The 26,621-nt window shown below is 40.4% G+C and carries 25 protein-coding genes; 12 read left to right on the forward strand and 13 right to left on the reverse strand.

Features of this window, described 5'->3' with window-relative positions; translation table 11 throughout:
* The first annotated feature begins 255 nt into the window (after positions 1-255).
* From ESY88_RS06980 to ESY88_RS06990, 3 genes are all read left to right on the forward strand, one after another.
* On the forward strand, positions 256-711 hold the full coding sequence (locus ESY88_RS06980) for an SRPBCC family protein (RefSeq protein WP_147085805.1): 456 nt from the start codon (positions 256-258) through the stop codon (positions 709-711).
* Complete coding sequence (locus tag ESY88_RS06985) at positions 704-940, forward strand: hypothetical protein (RefSeq protein ID WP_147085806.1); 237 nt, start codon at positions 704-706, stop codon at positions 938-940. The genes ESY88_RS06980 and ESY88_RS06985 overlap by 8 nt, the downstream gene beginning before the upstream one ends.
* Before the next feature lie 82 nt (positions 941-1,022).
* Entirely contained in the window at positions 1,023-2,810 is a 1,788-nt protein-coding gene (locus tag ESY88_RS06990; protein WP_223270751.1) for a M1 family metallopeptidase, read from the forward strand.
* A gap of 107 nt (positions 2,811-2,917) precedes the next feature.
* Here ESY88_RS06990 and ESY88_RS06995 read toward each other — a convergent pair whose 3' ends face one another.
* Together ESY88_RS06995 and ESY88_RS07000 are read right to left on the reverse strand one after the other, a co-directional pair.
* The gene (locus ESY88_RS06995) at positions 2,918-3,367 is read right to left on the reverse strand and encodes a hypothetical protein (RefSeq protein WP_147085808.1); all 450 of its coding nucleotides are present in this window, start codon (positions 3,365-3,367) and stop codon (positions 2,918-2,920) included.
* Between the two features lie 21 nt (positions 3,368-3,388).
* Complete coding sequence (locus tag ESY88_RS07000) at positions 3,389-3,640, reverse strand: hypothetical protein (protein ID WP_147085809.1); 252 nt, start codon at positions 3,638-3,640, stop codon at positions 3,389-3,391.
* A 48-nt stretch (positions 3,641-3,688) separates the two neighbouring features.
* On the opposite strand from ESY88_RS07000, the gene ESY88_RS07005 reads away from it, so the two are divergent.
* The gene (locus tag ESY88_RS07005; RefSeq protein WP_147085810.1) at positions 3,689-4,273 is read left to right on the forward strand and encodes an SET domain-containing protein; all 585 of its coding nucleotides are present in this window, start codon (positions 3,689-3,691) and stop codon (positions 4,271-4,273) included.
* A gap of 484 nt (positions 4,274-4,757) precedes the next feature.
* Here ESY88_RS07005 and guaB read toward each other — a convergent pair whose 3' ends face one another.
* The 8 genes from guaB to ESY88_RS07045 all read right to left on the reverse strand — a co-directional run bounded on the left by guaB (position 4,758) and on the right by ESY88_RS07045 (position 15,371).
* Entirely contained in the window at positions 4,758-6,230 is a 1,473-nt protein-coding gene (gene guaB, locus ESY88_RS07010) for an IMP dehydrogenase (RefSeq protein ID WP_147085811.1), read from the reverse strand.
* A gap of 169 nt (positions 6,231-6,399) precedes the next feature.
* On the reverse strand, positions 6,400-6,648 hold the full coding sequence (locus tag ESY88_RS07015) for a hypothetical protein (protein ID WP_147085812.1): 249 nt from the start codon (positions 6,646-6,648) through the stop codon (positions 6,400-6,402).
* A 224-nt stretch (positions 6,649-6,872) separates the two neighbouring features.
* Complete coding sequence (locus ESY88_RS07020; protein ID WP_147085813.1) at positions 6,873-9,299, reverse strand: TonB-dependent receptor domain-containing protein; 2,427 nt, start codon at positions 9,297-9,299, stop codon at positions 6,873-6,875.
* On the reverse strand, positions 9,280-10,647 hold the full coding sequence (locus ESY88_RS07025; RefSeq protein ID WP_147085814.1) for an HTTM domain-containing protein: 1,368 nt from the start codon (positions 10,645-10,647) through the stop codon (positions 9,280-9,282). The genes ESY88_RS07020 and ESY88_RS07025 overlap by 20 nt, the downstream gene beginning before the upstream one ends.
* Before the next feature lie 66 nt (positions 10,648-10,713).
* Entirely contained in the window at positions 10,714-11,832 is a 1,119-nt protein-coding gene (locus ESY88_RS07030) for an imelysin family protein (RefSeq protein ID WP_147085815.1), read from the reverse strand.
* 71 nt (positions 11,833-11,903) lie between these two features.
* Positions 11,904-13,106 carry a DUF4856 domain-containing protein gene (locus tag ESY88_RS07035; RefSeq protein WP_147085816.1) on the reverse strand — a complete coding sequence of 401 codons (1,203 nt, stop codon included), beginning with the start codon at positions 13,104-13,106 and terminating at the stop codon, positions 11,904-11,906.
* 736 nt (positions 13,107-13,842) lie between these two features.
* Complete coding sequence (locus ESY88_RS07040; protein ID WP_147085817.1) at positions 13,843-14,706, reverse strand: hydroxymethylglutaryl-CoA lyase; 864 nt, start codon at positions 14,704-14,706, stop codon at positions 13,843-13,845.
* 38 nt (positions 14,707-14,744) lie between these two features.
* The gene (locus ESY88_RS07045) at positions 14,745-15,371 is read right to left on the reverse strand and encodes a LysE family translocator (protein WP_223270752.1); all 627 of its coding nucleotides are present in this window, start codon (positions 15,369-15,371) and stop codon (positions 14,745-14,747) included.
* Positions 15,372-15,991: 620 nt separating this feature from the next.
* Between ESY88_RS07045 and ESY88_RS07050 the strand changes: the two genes are divergently transcribed.
* Positions 15,992-17,740, forward strand: a complete 1,749-nt coding sequence (locus ESY88_RS07050) for a zinc-dependent metalloprotease (RefSeq protein WP_147085818.1) — start codon at positions 15,992-15,994, stop codon at positions 17,738-17,740.
* Between the two features lie 46 nt (positions 17,741-17,786).
* Here ESY88_RS07050 and ESY88_RS07055 read toward each other — a convergent pair whose 3' ends face one another.
* Positions 17,787-18,821, reverse strand: coding sequence for a quinone-dependent dihydroorotate dehydrogenase (locus ESY88_RS07055; protein WP_147085819.1), 1,035 nt, complete (start codon positions 18,819-18,821; stop codon positions 17,787-17,789).
* A gap of 117 nt (positions 18,822-18,938) precedes the next feature.
* Here ESY88_RS07055 and pepT point away from each other — a divergent pair, with 117 nt between their 5' ends.
* The 7 genes from pepT (at position 18,939) to ESY88_RS07090 (ending at position 24,459) form a co-directional block, all read left to right on the forward strand.
* Positions 18,939-20,180 (forward strand): peptidase T, encoded by a 1,242-nt coding sequence (pepT, locus tag ESY88_RS07060; RefSeq protein WP_147085820.1) that lies wholly within the window; start codon positions 18,939-18,941, stop codon positions 20,178-20,180.
* Between the two features lie 662 nt (positions 20,181-20,842).
* Complete coding sequence (locus ESY88_RS07065; protein ID WP_147085821.1) at positions 20,843-21,385, forward strand: glutathione peroxidase; 543 nt, start codon at positions 20,843-20,845, stop codon at positions 21,383-21,385.
* 4 nt (positions 21,386-21,389) lie between these two features.
* Positions 21,390-21,560: a Lacal_2735 family protein gene (locus ESY88_RS07070; RefSeq protein ID WP_147085822.1), complete on the forward strand. Its 171-nt coding sequence runs from the start codon at positions 21,390-21,392 to the stop codon at positions 21,558-21,560.
* 137 nt (positions 21,561-21,697) lie between these two features.
* Complete coding sequence (locus ESY88_RS07075; RefSeq protein ID WP_147085823.1) at positions 21,698-22,159, forward strand: TspO/MBR family protein; 462 nt, start codon at positions 21,698-21,700, stop codon at positions 22,157-22,159.
* A 30-nt stretch (positions 22,160-22,189) separates the two neighbouring features.
* Positions 22,190-22,657 carry an SRPBCC family protein gene (locus tag ESY88_RS07080; RefSeq protein ID WP_147085824.1) on the forward strand — a complete coding sequence of 156 codons (468 nt, stop codon included), beginning with the start codon at positions 22,190-22,192 and terminating at the stop codon, positions 22,655-22,657.
* A gap of 43 nt (positions 22,658-22,700) precedes the next feature.
* Positions 22,701-24,008, forward strand: coding sequence for a cryptochrome/photolyase family protein (locus tag ESY88_RS07085; protein WP_147085825.1), 1,308 nt, complete (start codon positions 22,701-22,703; stop codon positions 24,006-24,008).
* 58 nt (positions 24,009-24,066) lie between these two features.
* Entirely contained in the window at positions 24,067-24,459 is a 393-nt protein-coding gene (locus tag ESY88_RS07090) for a hypothetical protein (RefSeq protein ID WP_147085826.1), read from the forward strand.
* Positions 24,460-24,552: 93 nt separating this feature from the next.
* Here ESY88_RS07090 and murA read toward each other — a convergent pair whose 3' ends face one another.
* The gene (murA, locus tag ESY88_RS07095) at positions 24,553-25,869 is read right to left on the reverse strand and encodes a UDP-N-acetylglucosamine 1-carboxyvinyltransferase (protein WP_147085827.1); all 1,317 of its coding nucleotides are present in this window, start codon (positions 25,867-25,869) and stop codon (positions 24,553-24,555) included.
* A gap of 9 nt (positions 25,870-25,878) precedes the next feature.
* Positions 25,879-26,538, reverse strand: a complete 660-nt coding sequence (locus ESY88_RS07100) for a DUF4290 domain-containing protein (RefSeq protein WP_147085828.1) — start codon at positions 26,536-26,538, stop codon at positions 25,879-25,881.
* Positions 26,539-26,621: the final 83 nt, after the last annotated feature.

Here is a 26,621-nt window from a genome sequence, read left to right on the forward strand (position 1 = left end):
ATAATTCAAACAGTAAACCAATGCCTTATTTGAAACGTGTACAAAGCTGTTTTTATTATTTTGACTCAACAGGATTCATCAAATGCCTAAAGCAGCCCATAAGGTAAAAATGAATTGGATTCACTTTCAAAAGTGTCACTCATCAATTAAATATGCAGTACAGTGCGCTTAATACCTGCGACCATAAAATTCTTTTATCTTTACAATCATTACCTATTAAAATACCAAGATAGCTGATCACAGCAATAGTAAAAAATGATATACAATACAGAGATCAAGATTTGCTTACCTATTGAACAAGTCATCAAAAAAATAGACAATGTTGAGAATTTGAAACATTGGCAACGCGGTTTGGTGTCGGCAGAGCACATCATTGGAGCGCCCGGGGCATTGGGTTCTAAAATGAAATTCAATTATAGATTTGGAAATCGATCCATGCAAGTTGTGGAAACCATCACCAAACGCAATCTTCCCAACGAGTTCCATGCGTCTTATGACACGAAAGGCATACACAGCATTCAAGAAAATTATTTTGAGAAAACACCAGAAGGTTTTACTAAATGGGTTATTAAATGCGAGTTCTTACCTTTGAATTTTTTCATGAGGGTAATGATTTTAGTATCACCAAATATGTTTAGAAAACAATCTGAAAAATATATGAAAGATTTTAAGAACTTTGTTGAAAACGAAATTTCAGTCGCCAATGTCTAAATTAAAATTAATATGGGACTTTAGAGGTCCAGATGCACTAAAAATTGCAGAGCATCACGTGAAGCACTTAAACGAATACATCGCTATTCAAAAAACAGATTTAAATATCACAGATTTTCAGCAAGTCCATGAGATGCACAGTATTGCTTATATGGTGGTTACTCAAGAGGAGATGAAACCCATTCGCGACGCACTCAAACCACATCGCGGAGAAATTTACAATGACTAATTTTATGAAATCACAAATTTCGCTACTTGCGATATTACTTTTAAGCTTAAGTTGCCAGACTGAGCAAAAACCAGAAAAAACAGTGACAAAATACGTCGAAGAACCGCACTCCTACGCCCAACCTAATGATGCAGTGATCACCCATTTGGATTTGGACATCAAGGTAGATTTTGAAAGTAAGACCATTGCAGGCGTTGCGACTTATGACATTGACACCAACGATGCCTCGGAAATTATTCTGGACTCAAAATATTTGGATATTGAAAAAGTAGAAGCAAATGGAAATGCCACAACATTTTCTATGGGCGATTTCAATGAAGATTTAGGTCAAGCCTTGAAAATCGCAATTACGGAAGACACGAATAAAATAAGCGTTTTTTATAAAACCACTTCCCAAACCGAAGCCGTGCAATGGTTGGCCCCTCAACAAACTTTAGATAAAGAGCAGCCATTTTTATTCACTCAAGGCCAAGCGATCTTAACGCGCTCTTGGATCCCGATTCAAGACAGTCCGCAAATTAGGATTACCTACGATGCCACAGTGAAAGTGCCCAACAATTTGATGGCTGTGATGAGTGCCGAGAATCCGAAACAAAAAACCGAAGATGGCGTGTATCAGTTTAAGATGAAACAGCCCATTCCTCCCTATCTCATTGCGCTCGCAGTTGGCGATTTGGAATATAAGCCCATTAGCGATCGCACAGGGGTTTATGCCGAAAAATCAATGGTAGATAAAGCCCAGGAAGAATTTAGTGATATGGAAAAAATGGTTGCCGCAGCCGAAAAACTTTATGGCGATTATGCCTGGGAACAATTTGACGTGATTGTCTTACCACCCAGCTTTCCTTTTGGAGGGATGGAAAATCCGCGTTTGACCTTTGCCACTCCAACCGTAATTGCTGGCGATAAAAGCTTAACCTCTTTGGTGGCTCACGAATTGGCACATTCTTGGTCTGGCAATTTGGTGACCAACGCCACTTGGGACGACTTTTGGCTCAATGAAGGGTTTACAGTGTACTTTGAAAATCGCATCATGGAAGCCCTCTACGGAAAAGATCGCGCCAATATGATTGCGCTCATTGGTAGACAGGATCTGGCAGATGAGATCGAAAACTTTAAGGATGCGCCAGAAATGACACGTCTGAAATTGGATCTTGAAGGCAAAAATCCAGATGATGGTATGAACAGTATTGCTTATGACAAAGGCTTTCTGTTTTTGCGCACCTTGGAAGAAAAGGTAGGCCGCGATAAATTGGATTCGTTCTTAAAAGCGTATTTCAGTAAAAACGCCTTCAAAACCATGACGACTGAAAAGTTCGTGGATTATCTCAATCTGAATCTTTTAGAGCCCAATAATATCGATTTCAATGTTGAGGAATGGATTTATGAACCAGGTATCCCAGACAACCAAGTGGTCATTGTTTCCGATAAGTTTGAGCAAACGGAAACGGTCTTGAACACTTTTCTAGACAGCAAATCCATAGACGCCTCCAAAACCAAAGATTGGACAACAGATGAATGGGTGCATTTTATACGAAACTTTCCTGAAAGCATTTCAACCGAAGATTTACAGCGATTGGACAATGCTTTTGACTTTACCAATGCGAGCAATTCACACATCGCCATGGTTTGGTATGAGCAGGCCATCAATCACGATTATCACGGTAATGATGTGGATGCGAAAATCGAGGATTTTCTAACCCATGTGGGAAGACGTTGGTATGTTGCCACACTTTATAAAGCGTTTGAGCGCAATGATAAAACCGAAGCAGCTCTAGCGATCTATAAAAAAGCAAGACCTAATTATCATTCGGTAACTGCAAATACCATTGATGATCTATTGGGGTTTGAGGCCGAAGAGTTTGAGTGAAAAACTTTGCTCGCAAATCATGGCACAAACCCATTTGTCTTTGAGATTTAATTCAAGGAGTTATCGGAAATACTTGAATGGAAATTAAACGATGTACTTAGGTTTGATTAGTTTTCAGCATACTTGAACTTTTCAAATTTCAATGGCAGTTCATTCGTGACTTCTAATTTATTGGAAGCAATATTCGGCTTTACTCTTATCACTTTAGTGCTATCACTAACTTGAACTTCATGGTCGCTTCTCATGTTAACTACATCTTTATGTAGCAATTTAAACTGATGGTTCCCATTTTTCAAATTGATGATCACATATTCGCTTGGCTTGATTTGACCCATTGGTTTCTCATCGATCCAAACATTCAATCGCGCAGTATTATCGATTTTATGGAGCATGTCGGCAGCATTGTAGATTAGGACAGTCCCATTACCGAGGCCTTCTAAATCGACAGTTCCCATATCTGTTTTGATAAAAGAGTATTCCGAAGCAATTGGTTTTAAACCGCAAGAGGTCAAAAAACAAATTGCTAAAAAGGCCAGTAAAAATTCAGTATTTTTCATTATTAGATCGATAATAGGTGGTTAGAGAAGATTGATTTCATTTTTGATGCTTAAGCCGCTAAAATAGTTAATTGCTTTGTTTAATATCGAAGTAAAATTTCTGATTTTACCTATCTGAAAACGCATAGAATTTCCAATAGCTAAGAAAAATTTGAATAATTTGACAGAACCATTGATTCCATTCCATCTTTCGTCAAACCTAAATAATCCAGCTGGATTCCATTTTCTAAAAATATACAGACTTATAAAAATAGTGTCTTTTGCATTGTACATTTGAAATATTTCATACATTTAAAATGAAAATCAATAATAAAAAACTAAATGATCCATCCACATACCGAAGTCAAATTCATCAATAAAACCGTGGGTTATGGCCTAGTTGCCACCCAATTAATTCCTGCGGGAACCATTACTTGGGCCTTAGATGATTTAGATCGTGAATTTTCTCCAGAACAATTCGAGTCCATGGCTGCAGTGTATCAGGATATTTTGGAAACCTACACATATCGCAACAATAAGGGTAATTTGGTGCTGTGTTGGGACAATGGAAAATTTGTAAATCACAGCTTCGATTCCAATTGCTTGACCACCGCCTACGACTTTGAAATCGCGGTTAGGGATATACAGCCCGGAGAACAATTGACCGATGATTATGGCTATTTAAATATTTCTGAACCCTTTGAAGGTATAGACGAAGGTACTTATCGCAAAATCGTTTATCCCGATGATCTTTTGAATTACCATCATATTTGGGACGAACAGCTCAAAAAGGTCTTTCATCACATTTTGAAAGTTGAGCAGCCATTAAGGACATTTATTTCTCATGCGCTTTGGGACAAAGTACAACGAGTTTCAACAAACAAAGAGGAAATGACTTCTATCGTGAAAAATTATTTTCCGCAATAGAGTGAATTACGATTTGCGATATCCGATTTTGGATTTAGGATTTGATTCATGAACAGCTTTAAGCTCCAAACTAACCTCCTGAACGTCATGGCGAGGCACGAAGCGATTTTCCTGAATGTTTGAATATTTGAATGTTTGAATATAAAAAATTCAAGCCCGTTAAATATCAGTTTGGCCCAACCTGCAAGGTTTATTTTCAACCTTGTAGGTTTGCTTGTAGGTTTGAATGCATAACAGCCTGTAAGGTTTAAAAATGTTCAAGACCATCTAAAAGCAGAGCATGGTGTTTGCCACCAGTCTCTTGTTGTTATTTTACGATTTTTAAGATATACTCCTTTTGTTTTTGAACCAAAAGACTTTCCTACTCAAGGTATTTCTTACTGGACTGAGCGTTTTCAACTCCTGAACACTCTTGCGCATAAATTAATTCAACGAGAAAAATTTTTCCTTCGATTCATGAGATACCTGCTTTCGCAGGTACATGTCAACGGGAATAGTTAGGCGATTCTTTGGTAATTGTGACATCGTGGGGATGACTTTCATTAATGCCAGAACTGGTAATTTTCACAAAGCGTCCTGTATTTTGCAAAGTCGCCACATCTTTAGCACCACAGTAACCCATTCCTGCCCGTAAACCGCCTATGAATTGGTGGATGCTTTCCACTAAATCACCTTTATAAGGCACACGACCAACGATGCCTTCTGGCACCAGTTTTTTGATATCGTCTTCCACATCTTGAAAATAACGATCCTTGCTGCCTTGTTTCATGGCCTCTACTGAGCCCATGCCTCGATAGGATTTGAATTTTCTCCCCTCATAAATAATGGTCTCTCCCGGACTCTCCTTCGTGCCAGCCAAGAGGGAACCCAGCATCACACAATCGGCACCTGCTGCGATGGCTTTAGGGATATCGCCGGTGTAGCGAATACCGCCATCGGCAATTACGGGAACTCCAGAACCTTTGATGGCAGCTGCAACTTCCAACACTGCAGAAAACTGAGGAAATCCAACTCCAGCGACTATTCTAGTGGTACAGATAGAACCCGGGCCAATCCCAACTTTAACCGCATCGGCACCAGCATCAACCAAATATTTGGCAGCTTCTGCAGTGGCGATGTTTCCCACAATAACTTCCAGTTCAGGAAATTTCTTTTTTATGTCTTTCAAAACCAACACCACACCTTTGGTATGGCCGTGGGCGGTATCAATAATCACAGCGTCCACCCCAGCATGCACCAATGCTGAAGCGCGTTCCACCGCATCTGGCGTGACACCAATGGCGGCTGCAACGCGCAACCTTCCGAAGGAATCCTTATTGGCATTTGGCTTTTGGATGACCTTTGTAATGTCTCTAAACGTGATGAGACCTACAAGCTTGTAATTGTCGTCAACAATCAAGAGTTTTTCAATTTTGTTCTGCTGAAGAATTTTTTCAGCACCTTTTAATGAAGTGCCAACAGCCGCAGTGATCAGATTTTCTGAGGTCATTACTTCCACAATTGGCCTATCGTTGGCATGCTCAAAACGAAGATCGCGATTGGTCACAATCCCTTTCAACCTGCCGTTTTCATCAACAATTGGAATACCTCCAATGCCATGTTCGGCCATGTTTTGTTTGGCATCAATTACCCTTGCAGTCATGGGCAAAGTAACTGGATCGATGATCATGCCACTTTCAGCACGTTTTACACGACGCACTTTTTCTGCCTGTTGCTCTATGCTCATGTTTTTATGAAGCACACCAATGCCACCTTCTTGCGCCATGGCAATGGCCATCTTGCTTTCGGTCACCGTATCCATCGCTGCGGAAACGATAGGGATATTAATGGTAATGTTGCGTGTGAATTTGGTTTGTATGTTGACCTCTCTTGGTAAGACTTCCGAATAGGCCGGAACTAAAAGTACGTCGTCGTAGGTAAGCCCTTCGCCAACGATTTTGTTTTCGTGTGCTGTCATGTTGCAATTACGGTTTAATTGCGTGCAAAATTACGGCTTTTCAGTCAAGTTCTTGGCTTATTGTTAGATTTTACACAATATTTTATCGAAAACTTTAAACTTCAGAACTGTTTGAACATAAAAAAGGCCAGCGAATTGCCGACCTTCTATAGTTTAAGAATTTACTATATCATGCTTGTGCACTTTGAGGTGCCCATTGAGAGCACAGCATCCCTGGTGCCGCTTTTTGTGGATTGGCACAACTATCGGTTTCATATCGTACACAGGACACACAATTTGGATCATTCTTTAAGGCTGCTCTCATTTCAAAACTATCACAGGTGTAACTGGTTGAAACTTTTACGCCATGAACCTTGCATAGCTCATTTGCGCCAAGATTTGCGCAATTGATGCAACTATTTCCTATTCGTATTGACATATATTTAAGTGTTTATTGATTCACTACTAAAATAGGATAAAGAACACTTAGAACAAATATAAATAATTGAGATCCAATTATTTATATTTAGACTGTTTTAAAACAAGCCCTAAAAGGAAATTTCAGCCCGAGCGCTATCGGGACCGGAAACAAAACAACGCTGAGCTTCAGATAATTTTATCCAGAAAACATAAGCACAATCATTTCCGAAGAAAAAGGCTTAGTTACAGCTTGATCTGCAAGGTCGCATACCAATTACGGGGCGCTGAAGGAATGATGCCTGGGCCAGGATAACCTGTGGCGCGTCGTGTAAAATAGCTGTTATCTAAAAAATTGTTGACGCCTGTTTCCAATTTAAAGCGTTTGTAAGTATAAGATAATGAAAAATCCAAAATATCATACTGCGGGATGGCACCTATCACACCACTCAAATTGGCGACTTCGCTATTGGTAGCATCTGTAAATTGCTTGCTCAAATAGGTATATTGCACATTTGCCATGAGATTGAGATAGCCAAATCTCAGGCCTGATTTAATATTGGCATCTGGCACAAATTCTACTTTTTTTCCAACGACACCAGATTCTTTTGAGTCTGTATATTCGGAATTGATAAAGGAGGCATTCACAAAATAGTTAAAGCTAAAATCATTGGTCATCCCTAAGATTTGCTTCAGGTTGAAATCCACCAATGATTCCACGCCAAACATTCTGGCATCTCCCACATTGCCACGTTCACTAATGGTGCGGCCATCATCGCGCACTTTCTGCACAAAACCAATTCTTCCGTTATAATACAGCCCAAAAACATCCAAATCGTAGGATATCGCGTTTTTATAATTTCCGCGGATACCCAAGTCGGCCGTAAATCCGTCCTCGTCGGTAATGTTGGGATCGACCGCAAAGGCAGGATTAGTAATATTGATATCGGAATAGGTTACCGATCGGTAATTCTGCGAGATGTTCCCGTAGATTTCCAAAGCAGTACTAGGTTTATAACTCAAGCCCAAGCCCAGCAAGACAAAGTTTCGCTCGAAATCGCGATTGTCGTCCAAGGTTTCCTCAAAGATGACATTGCCTGCAGCGTCGGTATTGATGCGTTTGTAGAAGCCCTCACTTTCGGTCTTGATGTACTCAAAACGAAAACCGGGTGTGACCGAAAATTTGTCGTTCACATAAAAAATATTCTCACCAAATACTGCAACATTCAAATTGGGAAACTCAAATCGGGATTGATCGGGATAATTAGGGTATTCGTTGTCGTAAAAATCGAAATCAGGACCAAAACCATCAGACCCCGGCCCTTGTTGTTCTTTATTATCTGCTTTGTAAAATTTGGATCCGATGAGGAAGGTGGCCTTTTTCCCGAAGATATCGTACTTGCTCAACAATCGGGCTTCTGCCCCATAATTTCTAAACTCGCCTTTAATAAGGTCTCGTTCCTCATTGGGGTCAATCAAATCCACACGATTGGACCGAAAGCCCAAAGCATCGCGGGAGGCGTTCAAACCAAAGGCATTGAACGTAAAATTGGTGTCTTCGGAGAATTTATGCTTCAATTTAAAATTATACAACAACCAATTGACTTTAAACCAATTGCGCTCCCGATTGCTTTGGAAGGCATCTTCATTGAATTGCCTGTCGGTTAAACCACCACCTTGCTGGGCGAGATAATATAAATGGGTAAATTCTGCGGAAACAGAAGTCTTCTCATCAAACTTGTAACCCAAATGTGCAAACACGTTCTTGGATTCAAATTCTGAATTTGGCCGAAACCCATCCCCTGTCTTGTAATTGAAATAGGTATAGTAACTGAATTTACCCTTGGTGCCACTCAAACTCGTGAAATTGGTATAAAGTCCGAAACTTCCCAAGGTATTTCTAGTAATCAACTCAATGGGCTTATTGGGATTTGGGTCTTTGGTCTTGAAGTTTATGAGTCCGCCAAACTGAGTCCCGTATTGCAGGGAGGCTGCACCACGAATCACTTGGATTTCCTTTAGACCCTCAGTGGCTGGCGTGTAATAACTTTCGGGATAGCCCAAAACATCGGCACTGATATCGTAGCCATTTTGACGGGTGTTGAAGTTGGCGGTTCTATTGGGGTCTAAACCTCTACCGCCAATATTCAATTGTAAACCGGCGTCGTCATTTTGGTAAATATTGAGTCCCGCAACCTGGCTGAACACCTGTCTGGCATTATTGGTAGCGAGATTTGCCAAGGATTGCTCCACCAAAACCACTTCGGTCTTTTTACCGGCATAAATGGCGGTGCCTTCTACGTCTTTGAGTCTATTCAATTCAAAAACCTTGGCTTTTCTGGCATTGATGACGATTTCTGAAAGTTCCCGTTGTAAAGGTTGCAAGATGATGTTTAGGGTTTGGCTTCCGTCAAGCGAGAATTCTTGTTCCCAAATTTCAAATTCGGACTTATAAAACACTAGGGTAAGTTCATTTTTTTCCGAAGAAAATTCGTAATACCCCTTGCTATCGGTGCTGGTTAACAAGCCAGAAATTTTATCGTAAACTTCCACATTAGCCACCACGCTATTGTCGTTTTGGTTGGTAACATAACCAGAGAGCTTGTTCTGGGCCAGCATTGGAAAAGCCGTTAATACTGTGGCAATTAATAATTTAAAGTCCTTTAATCTCATCTTTGAATGGTAAAATCCAATTTTTGCGTTTAAATGATTCTTTTTCTTGGTACAAGTCTACTTCTGGGTTCACGTATTGCTGACTCAACCGCCCGTTGAGTGCCACATAACTTTCTACAAAAACCTGTATGTTTTTATGCCCTTGTTCCTTAAAATGGTCGCCGAGATAATGTGCGTATTCCAATATGAAGTCAGGCTGAAAGCTCATTTGCTTTACTTGAAAATTGGTCAAGAAATCGCTGTTATCGACATAGAAATAATCGCCGGTTTTGGCATCGACAATCTTGAAAGTGGTCAGGCCCATTTTTTCCATGAGCATCACGCGCCACGAGAGACGGAAGCCTTCTTCTGTCCAAAACAATTCATCTTTATAAAAGGCGTAACGAAACGGAAATAGCATTTGAAATGCCAGAAACACTGTGAGCACTGGTAAAATCCATTTTTGATTAGCGATTGAATAGTTCGAAACTAGCTTCGGTTCAGAAAAATGGCTTCGGAAGGGTTTAAGCAAACGCTTGATAAAGGCAATGATCTTCTCATGTACGCTGGCATCAAAAAACACCAACGTGGCGACAATCATGATGTACGGAAACATCCCGATTGGGAACAAAACCCGCGTAAATATGTGAAAGAACACCACCAAAGCAAAAGCGAATAGTCGGGTGCGCTTATAGAGCAATAAAAACGGAATCGTAAGGTCGTAAAACATGCCAGACCAACTCATGGCAAAATGAAACCATTCTTGCTGCATGAGTGAATTACCGATAAAAGGCAAATCATATTTAGAAGGCAACCAAATTTTTAAAGGCATGGCGCGAAACAGCCAGTCACTATTGATTTTTGCCAAACCAGCATAAAAATAAACCATGGCCAATAACAGCTTGATACTGTCGATGCACCAACGCGGAATGGTATCGTAGCTTTTTTTCCGCAATAAATTATCTATGGAAAATTTAGCGTTTGCTGGCAAGAACAGCATCAAAAAACTAAGCACCGTAATAAAGTAATAGTGGTTGAGATAGGTGGTTTTATCGATGAGCTCGATGTAGGTAAAACTTAGAAAAAATGCGAGCATCGCCCAGCGGTACTTGAAACCCAAGGCAATAAAGAGTGCTGAGAGGCCGCAAATAAAAAACAGCACATAATTATAGGCGCCCAAAGAGCTTACCCAATCAAACCCGTAATATTTAAAATGAAATGTAGGCTGAATGTAAATGGTCTCAATCCAACCATGCCACCAAAACCGAATGATGCTGACCAACATCATGAGACCAAACCCAATACGAAACACTGCCAATGGTGCGGCATTGGTAGTTTTAGAAAAGTATGTTTTAAGATTGAATTTCATAATAAAAAAAGATTCTTTAGTGAAATGCCTCACCGAAGAATCTTTTAAGAATTGGTTTAAAATGTGTTAATCGCCATCACTATCTGCATAGTCCAGTCTAATACTCATGGCCTGTACCATATCGATTTTCAACAAAACGACCACTTTTTGCAAGGCATCAAAAGCTTCGGTCATTTGGGTATTGTCAGTTTCCACTTGTTGTACAAAATTGTTATCCAAGCTTTCAATTTTGGTTCTTGCGGCATTGAATTGTGAGTTGATGAGCGCGCTGACATCCTCGCCATTATTTATGGTGTTGAGATACTCCAAATAGGCTTTAAAGCTCCCAGATGTTGCATTGGAGTTATAAGCCTTTCCGTTAAAAAAATCTTGAACGGCATTTAAACCTTCTAAAGCCAATGTTTTTGAGATTTCTTCATTGTAAAACGCCTCCACTTTAGAACTCAGGGGCGCGGCAGAAAAAACTCCTGCTGGAATACCTATTTTATTGGCACGAAGTCCTTTTTCATAATAAAAGATAAAATCGTTGGTCATTTTATTGGTCGCACTCGTTGCCGTATTACCAGTGCTATTTACAAAAGCATCGCGATAGGTACCAGTCCAATCGTTTAAAACGGTGGCGGTCAAAGATTGCATTTGGTTGACCACATCTGAAAGATAGGTTTTGTTTGCTTCTGCTTTTGTGTTACTTGTATAAGCATTGAGGATTTGCGCATCCGTTTCGGCTAAACCAAACAACAGATAATCCAATGCAGGAAAACCAACGGCATCGTTATTATTGGGATTGGAAAGGTCGTAATTACCAGAAGCGATATTGGCTTCAATATCATCCACATTGGTAGGATACACATTCATTTGGAAGACATAATTTGTCTCTTCGGCCTTGCCACTAGTAAACATCTCCAAATACTGCCAAGTTTTATAAGCGCTCAACCAAGAGGCTCTAAGCGTTTCTAAATTGGCTTGATTTGGCGAGTTGACAAATGCTTCTTTTTGAGCGGACAAGTCCATTAAATCTGCATTCAAATCTTGATATGCAGGAATGATGATATTGTCTGCCCAATTGCTCAGCATGACTTGACGGTCAAAACCATCATTTTGCGAGCCAGAATCGCCTTCGTCGGAAGAACTACAGCCCAATAGTAAACTTAAGGTAAAAAACGCTAAAAGGGATTTTCTAATCATGGCAATTGATTTTTTATAAATGTGAAAGAATCGAGGCTCCCATTTATTTGAGCCTCGGTTCTCAAAAGGTTTTAATTACTCGCGGCTTCAATACTAAAGTTGAAACGCGTGGCAATGCTTTGTGATATATCGTCTAAGGTTTCTGGGGTCACATCCCATAAGCCATTGCCTTCGCTAAGTTGGCCAGTCATGCCCATAACTTCGTCATGTGAAAAGTAAGCCGCGTCACTGTTAGGCTGTCTTGTAAATTGTAAGCTGTAGATAAACCCGTAGCCTTCAGACAACCCGTGGAAAGCACTTGCAAAATCGGCACTTGCCAATTGGCTCTTAGCGCCCTGTAAATAATACACAGCTCTTATGGCAATAACTTTTGAAATATGTTCTTTGATGATGTTTGCTTGAGCATCGCGTAGTTCATAATCATTAGCCACAATCGCAGCACGACCTAGTTTGAAGGCATCGAAAATTGTTTGTGCAATGCCGGTAAAATCAGCATCAGCTTCAACGCGATCTAAATATTCGTTTAAAAATTCATCTACACCCAATACCGGGTTGCTTGGGTCTGCCTCGGTACCATATAGATATCCAAAGGCCTCATCCCATTTGTGCTCCATGGTAGTATAGGGTTTCCCTTCTTCCAAGACATTGTTTGTATTGTTGTCTCTGTTGGCGCCTACATCCAAAACTGCTGGACTCAAATAATTATTAAGTATTTGGTCTGTCATCAATGCGCCCAATAGGCCTTTAGCAACCAATTGATTGTACTCAAAACCTTTGCCGTTGATGTACCGAATCGTTCCGCCACCAGTTTGCTGCAATTGACCGGCAGTTCCTGCACTGGCAACGTTATTCCAATTAGGAAAAACGGTGTTGGCTTGCTCTGAAATCCACAAATCAAAATCGGACTTGATAACACTTGATAAAGTGGTATTTGCTGAAAAATAATCTTGGGACGCTGCCACTTTAGAGCGTACGTTTTTTCCTGATGCGTTTAGATTGGCGTCAGAAAAATCATTGGCTCCTTCAACATGCGCGAACATGGCGTCTAATTGGGCTTCTGTTTTTGTGTTGTCCATCAAACCATTGAGTAATTCCTCGGCCATAAGGATGCGTGTCGTTTGTCCGTCAAAACTAACGCTGGATTCCGCATTTCTCTCAAAGCTGTAGCTTGCAGGAGTTTCGATTTGCACTGGGATTGTATTGTTATAGTCATCACTCGAGCAGGAGAAACATAATCCTGCAACGATGAGAAGACTTAGAGTTGATTTTATCATTTTTAGCGTTTTATTATTCTTATTTAGTCTTGATATAAATAATTTGAAGCTTCGAATGCAAAAATAAAGGTCATAATTCAAACTTCAAAGTTTATTTAGATTAAATTTAAATAAAAAGTGATCGCTTAGATTTGACGGGGCCTAACAGACTAATTTTCAACTATAAACCATTTCAAATGGTTTTCGATTATTAATTCGGTCACAGTAGCTGAAATTTTAATCTCGAAATCTTATATCAGGTTTCCAAAACGCGATTCTGCATGATAACGCAATCGCAATTCATAAAGACACCTCTCTTATTTAGAGAGTTTGGCGATGAAATTGGCTTATCAATAATCAAATCTTGCACATACAGGTTTTACTTAGCTTCTTTTGACCAAGCCATGTTGATGCTTAAGCCTTCCTTTTTGAACAAAGGCCTAATACATCACATCTTGGTACATTTCAAAAGTTCCCTTCGTACCTCTACCCTAAAATAAATGGATCTTTGTTTTTTGATCATGCCTTAAATATTTCAACGCAGAAGTTGAAAATAGCAAGCGCTTGTTTTTAAAGGAGGACTTGTTGATTGGTTTCTAATAAGGTATGACCTACGCAGTTTAGTGCGTAGCACTTTTTATGAATGGCTCGTTCCCTGAGATCATTAGCATAAATCTTTCGCTGAAAATCGCACGAATGCAACAGACTCGCAGTCTGTTTTGAGAAACTTATGGCACTTTAGTGCGCAGTGATTTGGTTAATGATAAGCAGTAAAAACCTTCGTAGCCTCATTATAAGCGCTTTCAAAGCTAAGTGCATTGAGCTCATTTTTATGATGTGTAGTAAAATAGGACAATAATTTTTCAGTAGGCATATTGCCGGTCAATTCATCCTTTGCCATTGGGCAGCCTCCAAAACCTTGAATGGCACCATCAAACCTTAGACAACCTGCTTTATGGGCTGCATCTACCTTTTCGTGCCAAGTGGTTGGCGTGGTATGCAAATGCGCACCAAATTCTATCGCAGGATATTTTGGGATGAGATTGGAGAACAGATAAGCGATACTCTCAGGTTCTGAACTGCCAATGGTATCGCTCAAGGATAGGATTTTAACTCCCATATTACTCAAGGTCTCAGTCCATTTGCCCACAACGTCCACATTCCAAGGGTCGCCATAAGGATTGCCAAACCCCATGGAAATATAAACCACCACTTCTTTATTGTGTTTGTTGGCAAGTTCAAGGATTTCGCCCAAAGTGACCACCGATTCTGCGATGGTTTTATGGGTGTTACGCATTTGAAAGTTTTCTGAAATTGAAAAAGGATAGCCTAAATAATCGATTTCAGGATGTTGACAGGCATCGGCTGCACCTCTGGTATTGGCGATAATGGCCAAGAGTTTACTTGAGGTTTTGCTCAAATCCAGTTGTGCCAAGACTTCAGCGGTATCAACCATTTGCGGGATTGCCTTGGGCGAAACAAAACTTCCGAAGTCGATCGTGTCAAAACCAACCCGCAAAAGGGACTGGATGTACTGCACCTTTTTTTCCGTGGGAATAAAAGCCTTGATCCCTTGCATGGCGTCACGCGGACATTCGATTATTTTGACTGGTTGATTCATCTTTGCCAAAGATAATAATTCAGATGGTTTTAGACCTGCTATTTTTCCGAAGTAAATATCAAAACAGCAATCCCAACAAACACCACAATCTGCAACCACTTCAAGTACAAACCAATGCGTTTATGTCCCTTGATATATGAGGAAATCGAACCCGCCAAAAGTGCTATGCTGCTAAAAATAATTAGAGACACCAGCATAAAAAGTAAGCCTAAAATATAAAATTGAGCCACAGTGCCCATGGTATCACTAAATAAGAATCCAGGAAAAAATGCCAAAAAGAAAATAGAGACCTTCGGGTTAAGCACGTTCATGATGACACCTTGTTTGAAAAGTTGGCTGAGGCTCTTCTTCTTAATTTGATTCGAGCCCAGATCCAAAGCGGCATCCGATTTATACACTTGATAGGCCAAATAGAGCAAGTAAACTGCTCCAAATAATTTAAGCAGAAAGAACAGGGTATCGTTGGCCTTTATAAGTGCCGAAACGCCAAAAGCCACTAAGCTGGTATGCACCAAACAGCCCGAAATCAAGCCTGCAACAGTGGCGAGTCCAGACTTTTTTCCATTCACAAGGCTTTGCATCAGCACATAAATATTGTCAGGTCCAGGTGAAATGGCCAGTGCGGAAGTTGCTAGCATAAAGGAAATCAATAGGTCGTAATGCAAACTGAAGGATTTTCAGTAAAAATACTATTTAATATGATTGGGCGACTATAATGAATCCAGAGCATCTCAAAATCCAAGACTGCTGGATCTAATTCTGAAGCGTGAGGAAAGACTTAAGATTTGAGACGCAGTATTTAGGACCTAAGACCTAAGACTTAAGACTTATTAAATACAGATTTTGCAAGCTACCCCAGCACTCAATCTCGTGGATTGTTACAGTCGCCACAATATGAACGTACAAGCATTCAGTTTCTAAAAAATAGAAAACCTTTTTTTAAAAATTGACGAGTCAGCTGAATTTTTATTGGAACACGATACAATTAAATTCTAAAAGCTGTCGTTTATCGATTTTTTCGGAAGGATTCAGACTCAAAAAATACCGAATGGGCTTCAAAATCAGGCTTCAGGATTGATAGATACAAATTAGTTTTATGCTAGTTGTAGGAATAAACTTATTAAAATTATCGATTGTAAATTATACATAATTTTAAACGACTGTAAATCAGTGGTATTAATATTTGTAAGAAAAATTTGTCGATATTATTCATGTATTTTGACGAATTATTTACCCTTTTATCGATATTAATTTTATATTTGCCTCATAACTTAACCTAGAATTCATGTTAAAGAAACTACTACACTCAGTCCCAAAAATGAGCGTATTTGTGATGATCATGTGTTGCGTATCACTAATGAGCGCACAAGATGAAGCACAATGCGGTACACTCGAAACGCCAGAATCTGAAACCATATTTCAGGATATGTTGCCACGACTCAGAAACATTGAGAGCAATTACATGCAGAGTTCAATGTCACGAACTCCAAGCAGCAAAAGTTTTGTGCCCATCAAAGCTCATATCCTTAGAAGAAGTGACGGTACTGGTGGCTTGACCCAATCACAACTTGATGATGCCATTGCAGAAATGAATGTGTTTTATGCAAATGCCTCAATGGAGTTTTTTATCTGTGATGCCATCAACTATATTGATGATACCGATTTTTATGATTTTGAACCCTCAGAGGAATATAGCCTGACCAATTCGCGTGATGTTGACAACGTCGTGAATATTTATTTCGCAAATAGCGTTGCCTCCAATACGGGTAACAGTTTATGTGGTTATGCCTATTATCCTGGTGGCCCAGAGCGAATTTTGATGAAAAATTCATGCACCACCAATGGCAGTACCCTAGCACACGAGATGGGTCATTTCTTCTCATTGAGACATACACATGGCGCTGGCACCAGCACAAATGAACTGGTCAATGGATCTAACTGTAGCGCCAGCGGTGACTATATTTGTGATACCGCAGCCGATCCGCGATTGGGATATAGCAACGTAAGCAGTTCTTGTGTTTATACAGGCACTTCAACAGATGCCAACAACGACACTTATGCCCCAGACCCAAATAACGTTATGTCTTATTCCCGCAAACAGTGTAGAACATTGTTTACACAACAACAATATGCGAGAATCCAAGCCACCTATCAAACCTCAAGAAGTAATTTGACCTGCCCTAGTTTCAACATCGCTTTTGACAGTGATTTGAGTATGGATTGTAGCAACTCCCTTACCGTTAACTTTAGCGATGACGGTGTTGGCGCCACGGCTTGGGAATGGGATGTGAATGGTGATGGTACCATAGATTACACGACCCAAAATCCAGAGCATACTTATGATGCAGCAGGTAAATACGATGTGGCTTTGACCATTTCCAACGAGCAGTCCACAACAATTACCATGACCAAACCTGAGTTTATCAATGTTGGCGTTAACCAATTTGAGACCTCGAGTATTGAACTGAGCTTGACAACCGATAATTTTCCTGAAGAAACCACTTGGAATTTCAAAGACGGCGATGGCAACATCCTATACTCTGGAGGGCCATATATTGAAGGTCAAGACGAGAATACCATCTTTACCCAGGTAATGAACATCAATGGTTCTGGCTGTTATAGCTTTGAAATTGAAGATAGCTTTGGTGATGGTATTTGCTGTTCTGAAGGCAGTGGTAGTTATGAGTTGAAAGATACTACTGGCAATGTTATCATTTCTGGCGCCGATTATGGCTCCGGTGAAGTGACGCTTTTGTCCAATGCCGTTTTATCTACGCAAAGCTTCTTTACCACGAACCATATTGCGGTATTTCCAAATCCCGCGAGTTCTGTTTTGAATGTAAAACTTTCAGATCAGACCGAATTGCCAGATGCTTTCAAAATCTATAATATCTTAGGTCAAACCGTATTGCAAAAAGCCGTGCGATCCAATGCTGATCTAAAGATCGATATATCCTCATTGTCTAATGGCATGTATTTTATCAAATTATCGCAAAGCGACCGCTTGATATCCATCCCATTTGTGAAAGCATAAAAAGTAGAGTTTTTAAGTGTTTTTAAGTGTTTTTTATTGAAGCGAATCAGGCCTTGTCCTGGTTCGCTTTTTTTATGATGGCTTTGTTGATGTCTTTGATCAATTGCGGACCTTCATAAATAAAACCGGTATAGAGCTGCAGTAAATCGGCTCCAGCTTCCAATTTCTCCATGGCATCTGCAGCGCTATGAATGCCACCCACACCTATGATTGGGAATGCTTTATTGCTTTTTTCAGCCAAAAACCGAATCACTTCCGTAGCGCGATTTGTCAAAGGTTTGCCACTTAAACCTCCCATTTCGGCTTTGTGCTCACTCTGCAAATTTTGACGTGCAATGGTAGTGTTTGTCGCAATTACGCCATCTATTTTTGTGTCGGCAACAATGTCTATGATGTCCATCAATTGTGAGTCGGTCAAATCTGGTGCGATTTTTAGCAAGATGGGTTTTTGCCTTTCCTGCTTAGCGTTCTCAACTTGAAGTTCGTTTAAAAGTGCTGTCAAGGGCGCTTTATCTTGCAAAGCCCTCAAATTGGGCGTATTTGGTGAGCTCACATTGACCACAAAATAATCCACGTATTTAAAAAGCGCATTGAAACAGATTCGGTAATCTTCAACCGCATCTTCATTGGCAGTGACTTTATTCTTACCTATATTACCTCCAATCAAGACATTTTTATTCTTTTTCAAACGTTCAACCGCTTCGGCAACACCAGCATTATTAAATCCCATACGGTTGATGATGGCTTGGTCTTCCTTCAATCTAAACAAACGCTGTTTGGGATTTCCCGCTTGGGCTTTTGGTGTGAGTGTCCCAATTTCAATAAAGCCGAAACCTAAGCTGGACAGTTCGTTATACAACTTGGCATCTTTATCAAAACCTGCGGCAAGACCTACGGGGTTTTTGAATTTCAGGCCAAAAAGTTCGCGTTCTAAAGATTTATGCTCAATAAGGTAATTGCTTCGGAAGAAAGATTGTGCTCCAGGAATCTTGAATACCTTCTGAAGCATCGAAAATGTAAAATAATGCACCTTTTCAGGATCAAAACGGAATAATAAGGGACGGATTACAGATTTGTACATGATTACAGTATTATTCCGCAAAAATAGCATTCATAAGCATAGCATCCGCTTAATCATTTTGGAAATTTATGGTACTTTTGATAAACACATACAAATCCTCAAAATTCAAAGCATCAAATGATTTCTAAAGAACATATCATCAAACGTTTTATAAGTTACGTAACCGTCGATACCGAATCGGATCCTGAAAGCACAAGCACCCCAAGTACGGCCAATCAATGGGATTTGGCCAACGCGCTCGCTAAGGAGCTTATTTCCATTGGCATGAAAGACGTTACAATAGATACCAACGCCTACATTATGGCAACTTTGCCAAGCAATGTTGAACATGAAGTGCCCACCATTGGTTTCGTCTCACATTTTGACACCTCGCCAGATTTTACCGGTGCTAATGTCAAACCACGGGTCATAGAAAATTACGACGGTAAGGACATCACGCTCAATGCAGAGCAAAACGTGATCTTATCTCCAGATTATTTTGAGGATCTGCTGCTCTATAAAGGTCAGACCTTGATTGTGACCGATGGCACTACGCTATTGGGAGCAGATGATAAGGCTGGCATTACCGAAATTGTCTCTGCCATGGAATATCTCATTCAAAATCCAGACATCAAGCACGGGAAAATCCGCGTGGGTTTTACGCCAGACGAGGAAATTGGCCGTGGCGCCCATAAATTTGATGTCGACAAGTTTGGTGCAGCATACGCTTACACCATGGATGGCAGCCAAATTGGCGAACTCGAGTATGAGAACTTCAATGCTGCTGGCGCCAAAGTGACCATTAAAGGTAAAATAGTGCATCCTGGCTATGCCAAGGGTAAAATGGTAAACTCCATGTACATTGCCACCGATTTCATAAACGCCCTGCCCCGCATGGAGACGCCAGAACATACTGAAGATTACCAAGGGTTTTTCCATCTTCAGGATATGGATGGCAGTGTTGATGAAACTGTTTTGAAGTACATCATTAGAGATCACGATAAAGACCATTTTGAAGCGCGAAAAGAAGTGATGCAAAAACTGACCGAAGATTTCAATGCCAAATACGAGCGTGAAGTGGTTGGTATCGAAATCAAGGACCAATACTTTAACATGCGCGAGAAAATTGAACCGGTCATGCATATTGTGGATATTGCAGAAGAAGCGATGAAGCAATTACATATTAAACCACTTATAAAACCAATTCGAGGGGGCACCGATGGTTCACAGTTGAGCTATATGGGCTTGCCCTGCCCCAATATTTTTGCAGGTGGTCATAATTTTCACGGCCGTTACGAGTATGTGCCTGTTGAAAGTATGATTAGGGCTACGGAAGTGATTTGTAAGATTGCGGAGTTGACTGCGGAAAAACATCGATGAAGATGAGGATGGAGATGAAGATGAAGATGAAGTCGAGGATGTCTATAAAATAGAATTTCTCGCAAAGGCGCAAAGGCGCAGAGTTGTGAGGGCGCAACGACGCAGAACTGTGAAGACGCAATGGCGCAAAGACGCAGAGTTGTGAAGGCGCAAAGGTGCAGAGTTGCGAAGACGCAAACGCGCAAAGGCGCAGAGTTGTGAGGGCGCAACGACGCAGAACTGTGAAGACGCAATGGCGCAATGGCGCAAAGACGCAAAGCTGTGAAGACGCAAAGGCGCAAAGACGCAGAGTTCTGAAGGCGCAAAGGTGCAACGACGCAAAGCTGTGACGACGCAAAGGTGCAAAGGTGCAGAGTTGTGAAGACGCAAAGGCGCAAAGACGCAGAGTTGCAAAGGCACAAAGCTGTGAAGACGCAAAGACGCAGAGTTGCGAAGACCTAGAAGCTGAACAAATTATAAAATGAATAAGAATCGAAGTCAATGGCTTGATAACTTCTGAAAATTGATTTGGGATATCCCAGCTATTTCCCTGTAAATTGTTTAACTTTACACGATAAACATTAAACAGTTTTGAGTAAGATTCAGTAGATAGGTAAATGATTTTTCTGCGGAAAGATTTGAGAGCTATTTTAGAATTTAAAACTGTTGTACAACGGAAGCTCATGAACCCTATGAAACTATTTTTTCAGACCTTATTTAAAAATCCGAAAACCGAAACCAAGATGGCAGTCGATTCTATTTACGATATCAAAATCAAGAGTTTGCAAGATCAAGCCTTAGACTTATCCCAGTATAAGGGTAAATACTTACTTTTTGTCAACGTGGCTTCCAAATGTGGCTTTACGCCACAATATAAAGAGTTGCAAGAATTATATGATGCACATAAAGAACACCTCGTAGTGATTGGTGTGCCTTGCAATCAGTTTGGCAGTCAGGAACCTGGATCGTCTGAGACCATTGCTGAATTCTGTGAGGTCAATTATGGGGTCAGTTTTCCAATCACGGAAAAAATTGATGTCAAGGGATCGCAGCAGCATCCGCTTTACCAATGGCTTACCCAAAAGATCAACAATGGGCAGATGGATTCTTCCGTGAAATGGAATTTTCAAAAATACCTCATCGACCCCAAAGGCGATTATGTAGATTATTACCTGTCTACAACAAGCCCTGCGAGCTCAAAGATTACTAAACATTTAAAAAACTAAAATCATGTTCAATTTATTCAAAAAGACTTCCGAAGCAGATAAACTTCAGAAAAAATACGAAAAACTCATGAAAGAGTGGCATGCACTTTCCACCACCAACAGAGGCGAAAGCGATAAAAAATATGCCGAGGCGCAGGAGGTCCAAGATCAAATCGTAGCTTTACAAGACAAATAAACAGTCTCAAGGCAACATCCTTTAGCTTGCAAAAGCTCAAATATGAAAAGGAGGTTTCATTTCAAAGGCTTCCGTTCGGAAAATCAGATGAACTTAAGTAGATTTGTGAATCACTAAACTCAACTAGAAGGGATCATATGAAATTCTGGAAAGCATTTATAGTATTTCTCATTCTTAATTTTGCTGCTTTAGGCCTAGGCGCTTGGCTTATGGGCGATGGCGCACAATCCCAGTGGTATTTGGCTTTGAATAAAGCACCTTGGACGCCACCTGGCTGGGTGTTTGGCGCTGCTTGGACCAGCATCATGATCTTGTTTTCCATTTACATGGCGTTTTTAATCAATGCGCGAACCACCAAGAAAGTCATTATCCTATTTTTTGTGCAGTTTCTGCTCAACATTAGTTGGAATTTGGTGTTTTTCAACCAGCAACTCATTGCTATCGGTTTGGCGGTTATTACAGCGCTGACTCTCATTGTAGCTGCATTTTTTGTGACCTATCTAAACGATCTCAAGTGGAAATCACTGTTGATCCTCCCCTACCTCATTTGGTTGGGCATCGCAACCTCGCTCAATCTATACGTCTTCATTTACAACTAATTAAAGAGCCCCGTAAGGGCGGAACAACACATGAAAATATACACGCTACACAAATCCCAAAAACTTCCGATTTCTTTGGAAACCGCATGGGATTTTCTTTCAGATCCAAAAAATCTCAAAACCATAACTCCTGAATATATGGGCTTCAACATCATTTCTGGAGCCGATAGACCCATGTATGCTGGGCAGCTTATTCAATACATTGTAACCCCTATTTTAGGCATCAAGACCAAATGGGTCACCGAAATCACGCATAGTGTCAAAAACGAATATTTTGTGGACGAACAACGTTATGGACCCTATGCTCTATGGCATCACAAACATTTTATCAAGGAAATTGAGGGAGGCGTTGAAATGGAAGATATTATTGATTACAAAGTCCCTTTTGGTTTTTTAGGACAGTTGGTGCATCCTTTTTTGGTCAAACCCAAATTGGAAGAGATTTTCAACTACCGAACCACCAAACTTGAAGAGATGTTTGGAACCTATGGGAAATAAAATTCCTAACATTGAACATTGAACCTTGAATTGAAAATCCCACATGAAACAACCCTTAAACATATTCTGGTTTAGACGCGATTTAAGATTAGATGACAACCTTGGTTTTTTTGAAGCGCTCAAAAGCGATCATCCGGTGTTACCTATTTTCATCTTCGATTCTGAAATATTGGACAAACTTCCTAAAGATGACGCAAGGCTTACGTTTATCTTTAACACGCTACAGAAGATGCGCTCAGAGCTACAAGAAAAGCACGACAGTAGTTTAGCGATGTACCATGGTAAACCGAAAGCTATTTTTGAGCAATTGCTGAAAGATTACGAGATCAATACCGTCTTTACCAATCGCGATTACGAACCTTACGCCACCGAGCGCGACGAAACCATAGAAAAATTGCTTTTAGAAGCAGATGTCAAGTTCAATACCTTTAAAGATCAAGTCATCTTCGAAAAGGATGAAGTGGTCAAGAAAGATGGCGATCCTTATGTGGTCTATACGCCTTATATGAAGGTATGGAAAGAAAATTTCAAAGGGCATGATCTTAAAATTTATTACACGAATGAGCATCTGGACAATTTGGTCAAAAACACGCGTTTGCCAAATTTAAGCCTTTCCGATATGGGTTTCGAATCCTCTAAACAGGCCATTGCGGATTATGAAGTGACCCCTACACTCATTCAAAACTACGAAGATACCAGGAACTTTCCGGCATTGGATGCCACCTCTAGATTAGGCCCGCACTTGAGATTTGGAACTGTAAGCATAAGGAAAATGATCAAAAAAGCCATTGCTGAAAAAAACGAGATCTTTTGGCAAGAGTTGATTTGGCGCGAATTTTTTATGCAAATCCTTTGGCACTTTCCAAGAACGGCTGATGAAAGTTTTAAGACCAAGTACGATCGTATTGAATGGCGTAACAACGAAGCCGAATTCAAATTGTGGTGTGAGGGCCAAACAGGGTATCCGCTAGTCGACGCGGCGATGCGACAGCTCAACGAAACCGGATTCATGCACAACCGTGTGCGTATGTTGGTGGGCAGTTTCCTTTGTAAACATCTTTTGATTGATTGGCGCTGGGGAGAGGCTTATTTTGCTGAAAAATTGCACGATTACGAAATGTCAAGCAATGTGGGCAACTGGCAATGGGTAGCAGGATCTGGCGTTGACGCAGCACCTTATTTTAGGATTTTCAATCCCAGCACCCAAATCGACAAATTTGACAAAGACCGAAAGTTTATCAAAAAATACGTCCCAGAATTTGAAACTGCTAATTATCCCGATAAAATGGTAGATCATAAGGAAGCACGTGAACGTTGTTTGAAAGTGTATAAAGAAGCCGTTAGTAATTAAGATTAAGTTGAAACAGTATCTGCGTGACGACTACCAAGAAGACCAAAATCAATGCATTATGAAAAAGTATATAATTTTGGTTGTTTTCGTCCTCTTACAAATCGGCCTTTACGCACAATCACAAGATAAAACTTATCTCAGGCAAGGGTATAGCCATGATGGCAATGGCTATAATGTGTGTGAGCTCATTATACACTCAGATTCTAGCTATACGTTCAAAAAATATAAGCTCGAGAACCGGAAAAGCAGAACAGAATACAGAAATTATGAGCCAGAAACAGCTTACGGAATCATAGAGAAGGTCGGCGATTTCTATGAGCATACAAAAATTGTAAATGACAGCATTCCCGATAAGCAATGGATCTCACAAATTACCAATAAAAAAGTGATCCTTTTCACTGAAAAAGCCAATGGCTCTTTAAAACGTTTGGAAGCCTATAAACGCATTTAATACTGGCATTCGTGTTTCCCTGCTTCAGATTAAGCATTAAAAAAAGCCTCAGTGAACGAGGCTTTTTTTAATTGTTTGCTTTCCGAAGAAAAATCAATTTCCTTCTACCCTAGTGATTTTGGCACCAATGGCTCGAAGCCGTTCGTCTATATTCTCATAACCGCGATCAATTTGCTCGATGTTATGAATGGTTGATGTGCCTTTTGCAGATAAGGCTGCAATGAGTAGCGCAACCCCAGCTCTAATATCTGGCGAGGTCATGGTGGTCGCTTTCAATTTAGATTTAAAATCGTGACCAATAACGGTTGCTCTGTGGGGATCACAAAGAATGATCTTAGCGCCCATATCAATCAATTTGTCAACAAAGAACAATCGGCTCTCAAACATTTTTTGGTGCACCAAGGCGCTTCCTCGAGCCTGGGTCAAAACCACGAGCACAATGCTCAACAAATCTGGAGTAAACCCTGGCCATGGCGCATCGCTAAACGTTAAAATAGAGCCATCGATATAGCTTTGTACTTCATAGCCATTAGTATGGGCGGGAATGTAAATATCATCACCACGACGCTCTACGGTAATACCGATTTTTCTAAAAACGTCTGGTATTTGTCCCAAATCGTCCCAACTCACATTGGTAATGGTCAATTCACTTTGGGTCATTGCTGCCAAACCAATCCAGCTACCAATTTCAATCATGTCTGGTAACATGCGGTGGCTTGTTCCGCCCAAGGTATCAACACCTTCAATGATAAGCATGTTAGAACCAACGCCGCTTATTTTGGCGCCCATTCTATTGAGCATTTTACAGAGTTGCTGCAAATAAGGTTCACAAGCTGCATTATAAAGTGTGGTTGTACCTTCAGCCAAAACCGCAGCCATCAAGATGTTCGCGGTGCCGGTTACAGAAGCTTCATCTAAAAGCATGAATGTGCCTTTAAGCTTATCGGCTTCCACACCATAAAAATAATCTTCTTTATTGTATCTAAACTTGGCACCTAATTTAATAAAACCTTCAAAGTGGGTATCCAATCTGCGACGACCAATTTTGTCACCTCCAGGTTTCGGGATATACCCTTTACCAAAGCGTGCCAACAAAGGACCTACGATCATTATGGAACCTCTAAGGCCTTTGCCATCCTCTTTAAATTCTGCAGACTCCAAATACTTTAAGTTGAGATCATCGGCTTTAAAGGTATAGGACCCTTGACCGATTTTATTGATCTTAACGCCCAGTTTTTTGAGCAGCGCAATGAGTTTATTGACATCGATGATGTCTGGAATGTTGTCTATCTTAATTTCCTGATCAGTTAGTAGCACTGCACACAGGATTTGTAGCGCTTCGTTTTTGGCGCCTTGCGGTTGGATCTTTCCTTTTAATTGATGTCCACCTTCAATTATAAATGTTGACATGAAGTAAGTTTAGTAGCGTTTTCGGCTTCGGTTGGAGGTGTTTTTCTTGTGATGTGCCTTTTTGGAGCTGGTCTTGGTGTTGGTATATTTGGTGTTGCCACGCATAAGACTAGAAGCATCAGATAAATCTTCTTCTTCCTTGTTCAAGTTGATCTTGCCATCAGAAAGTTCGTAAAGATGCTTAAAAATCACATCATCCTCAACCGTATCCTTGTTCCAATTTAAAAAGCATTTTTTCATATGGTTGGCAATGGTATAGATCAAGGCTTCCTTGAGTTCGCCATCTTCCCAGGTATTGGCCACATCAATCATGGTCTTGATATTGTTACCGTAGAAACGATATTTGGGAAAATTTTGCGGATATTCCAAAGGTTCAGGCCTTGCGTACACTTCCTCGCGCGTCGGTTTTGGGAAATCCAGATCAACGTCCAAGTCAAAATCGGCCATCATAAAGAGTTGATCCCAAAGTTTATGCTGAAAATCTGGCACATCACGCAAATGCGGTTGTAAATTGCCCATGACCGAAATGATTGCATTTGCAACTTTAAGTCGTTCTTCCTTGGTTGGTTGTTCTTTTGCGTAATTGATCATTTTTTGAAGATGTCGTCCATATTCTGGAATGATCAAATGCTCACGCTCTGTATTGTATTCTAAATTGTCTGTTAACATGTAATGTGGTGTAGTGTTTGTAATGCGTGTACGAAGTAGTTCTGTACGTGTGCAAAATACAAAAAATTTATTAGCAAGCTCAA

The sequence above is a fragment of the Subsaximicrobium wynnwilliamsii genome, from assembly GCF_007997225.1.
In the GTDB taxonomy this organism is placed as follows: domain Bacteria; phylum Bacteroidota; class Bacteroidia; order Flavobacteriales; family Flavobacteriaceae; genus Psychroserpens; species Psychroserpens wynnwilliamsii.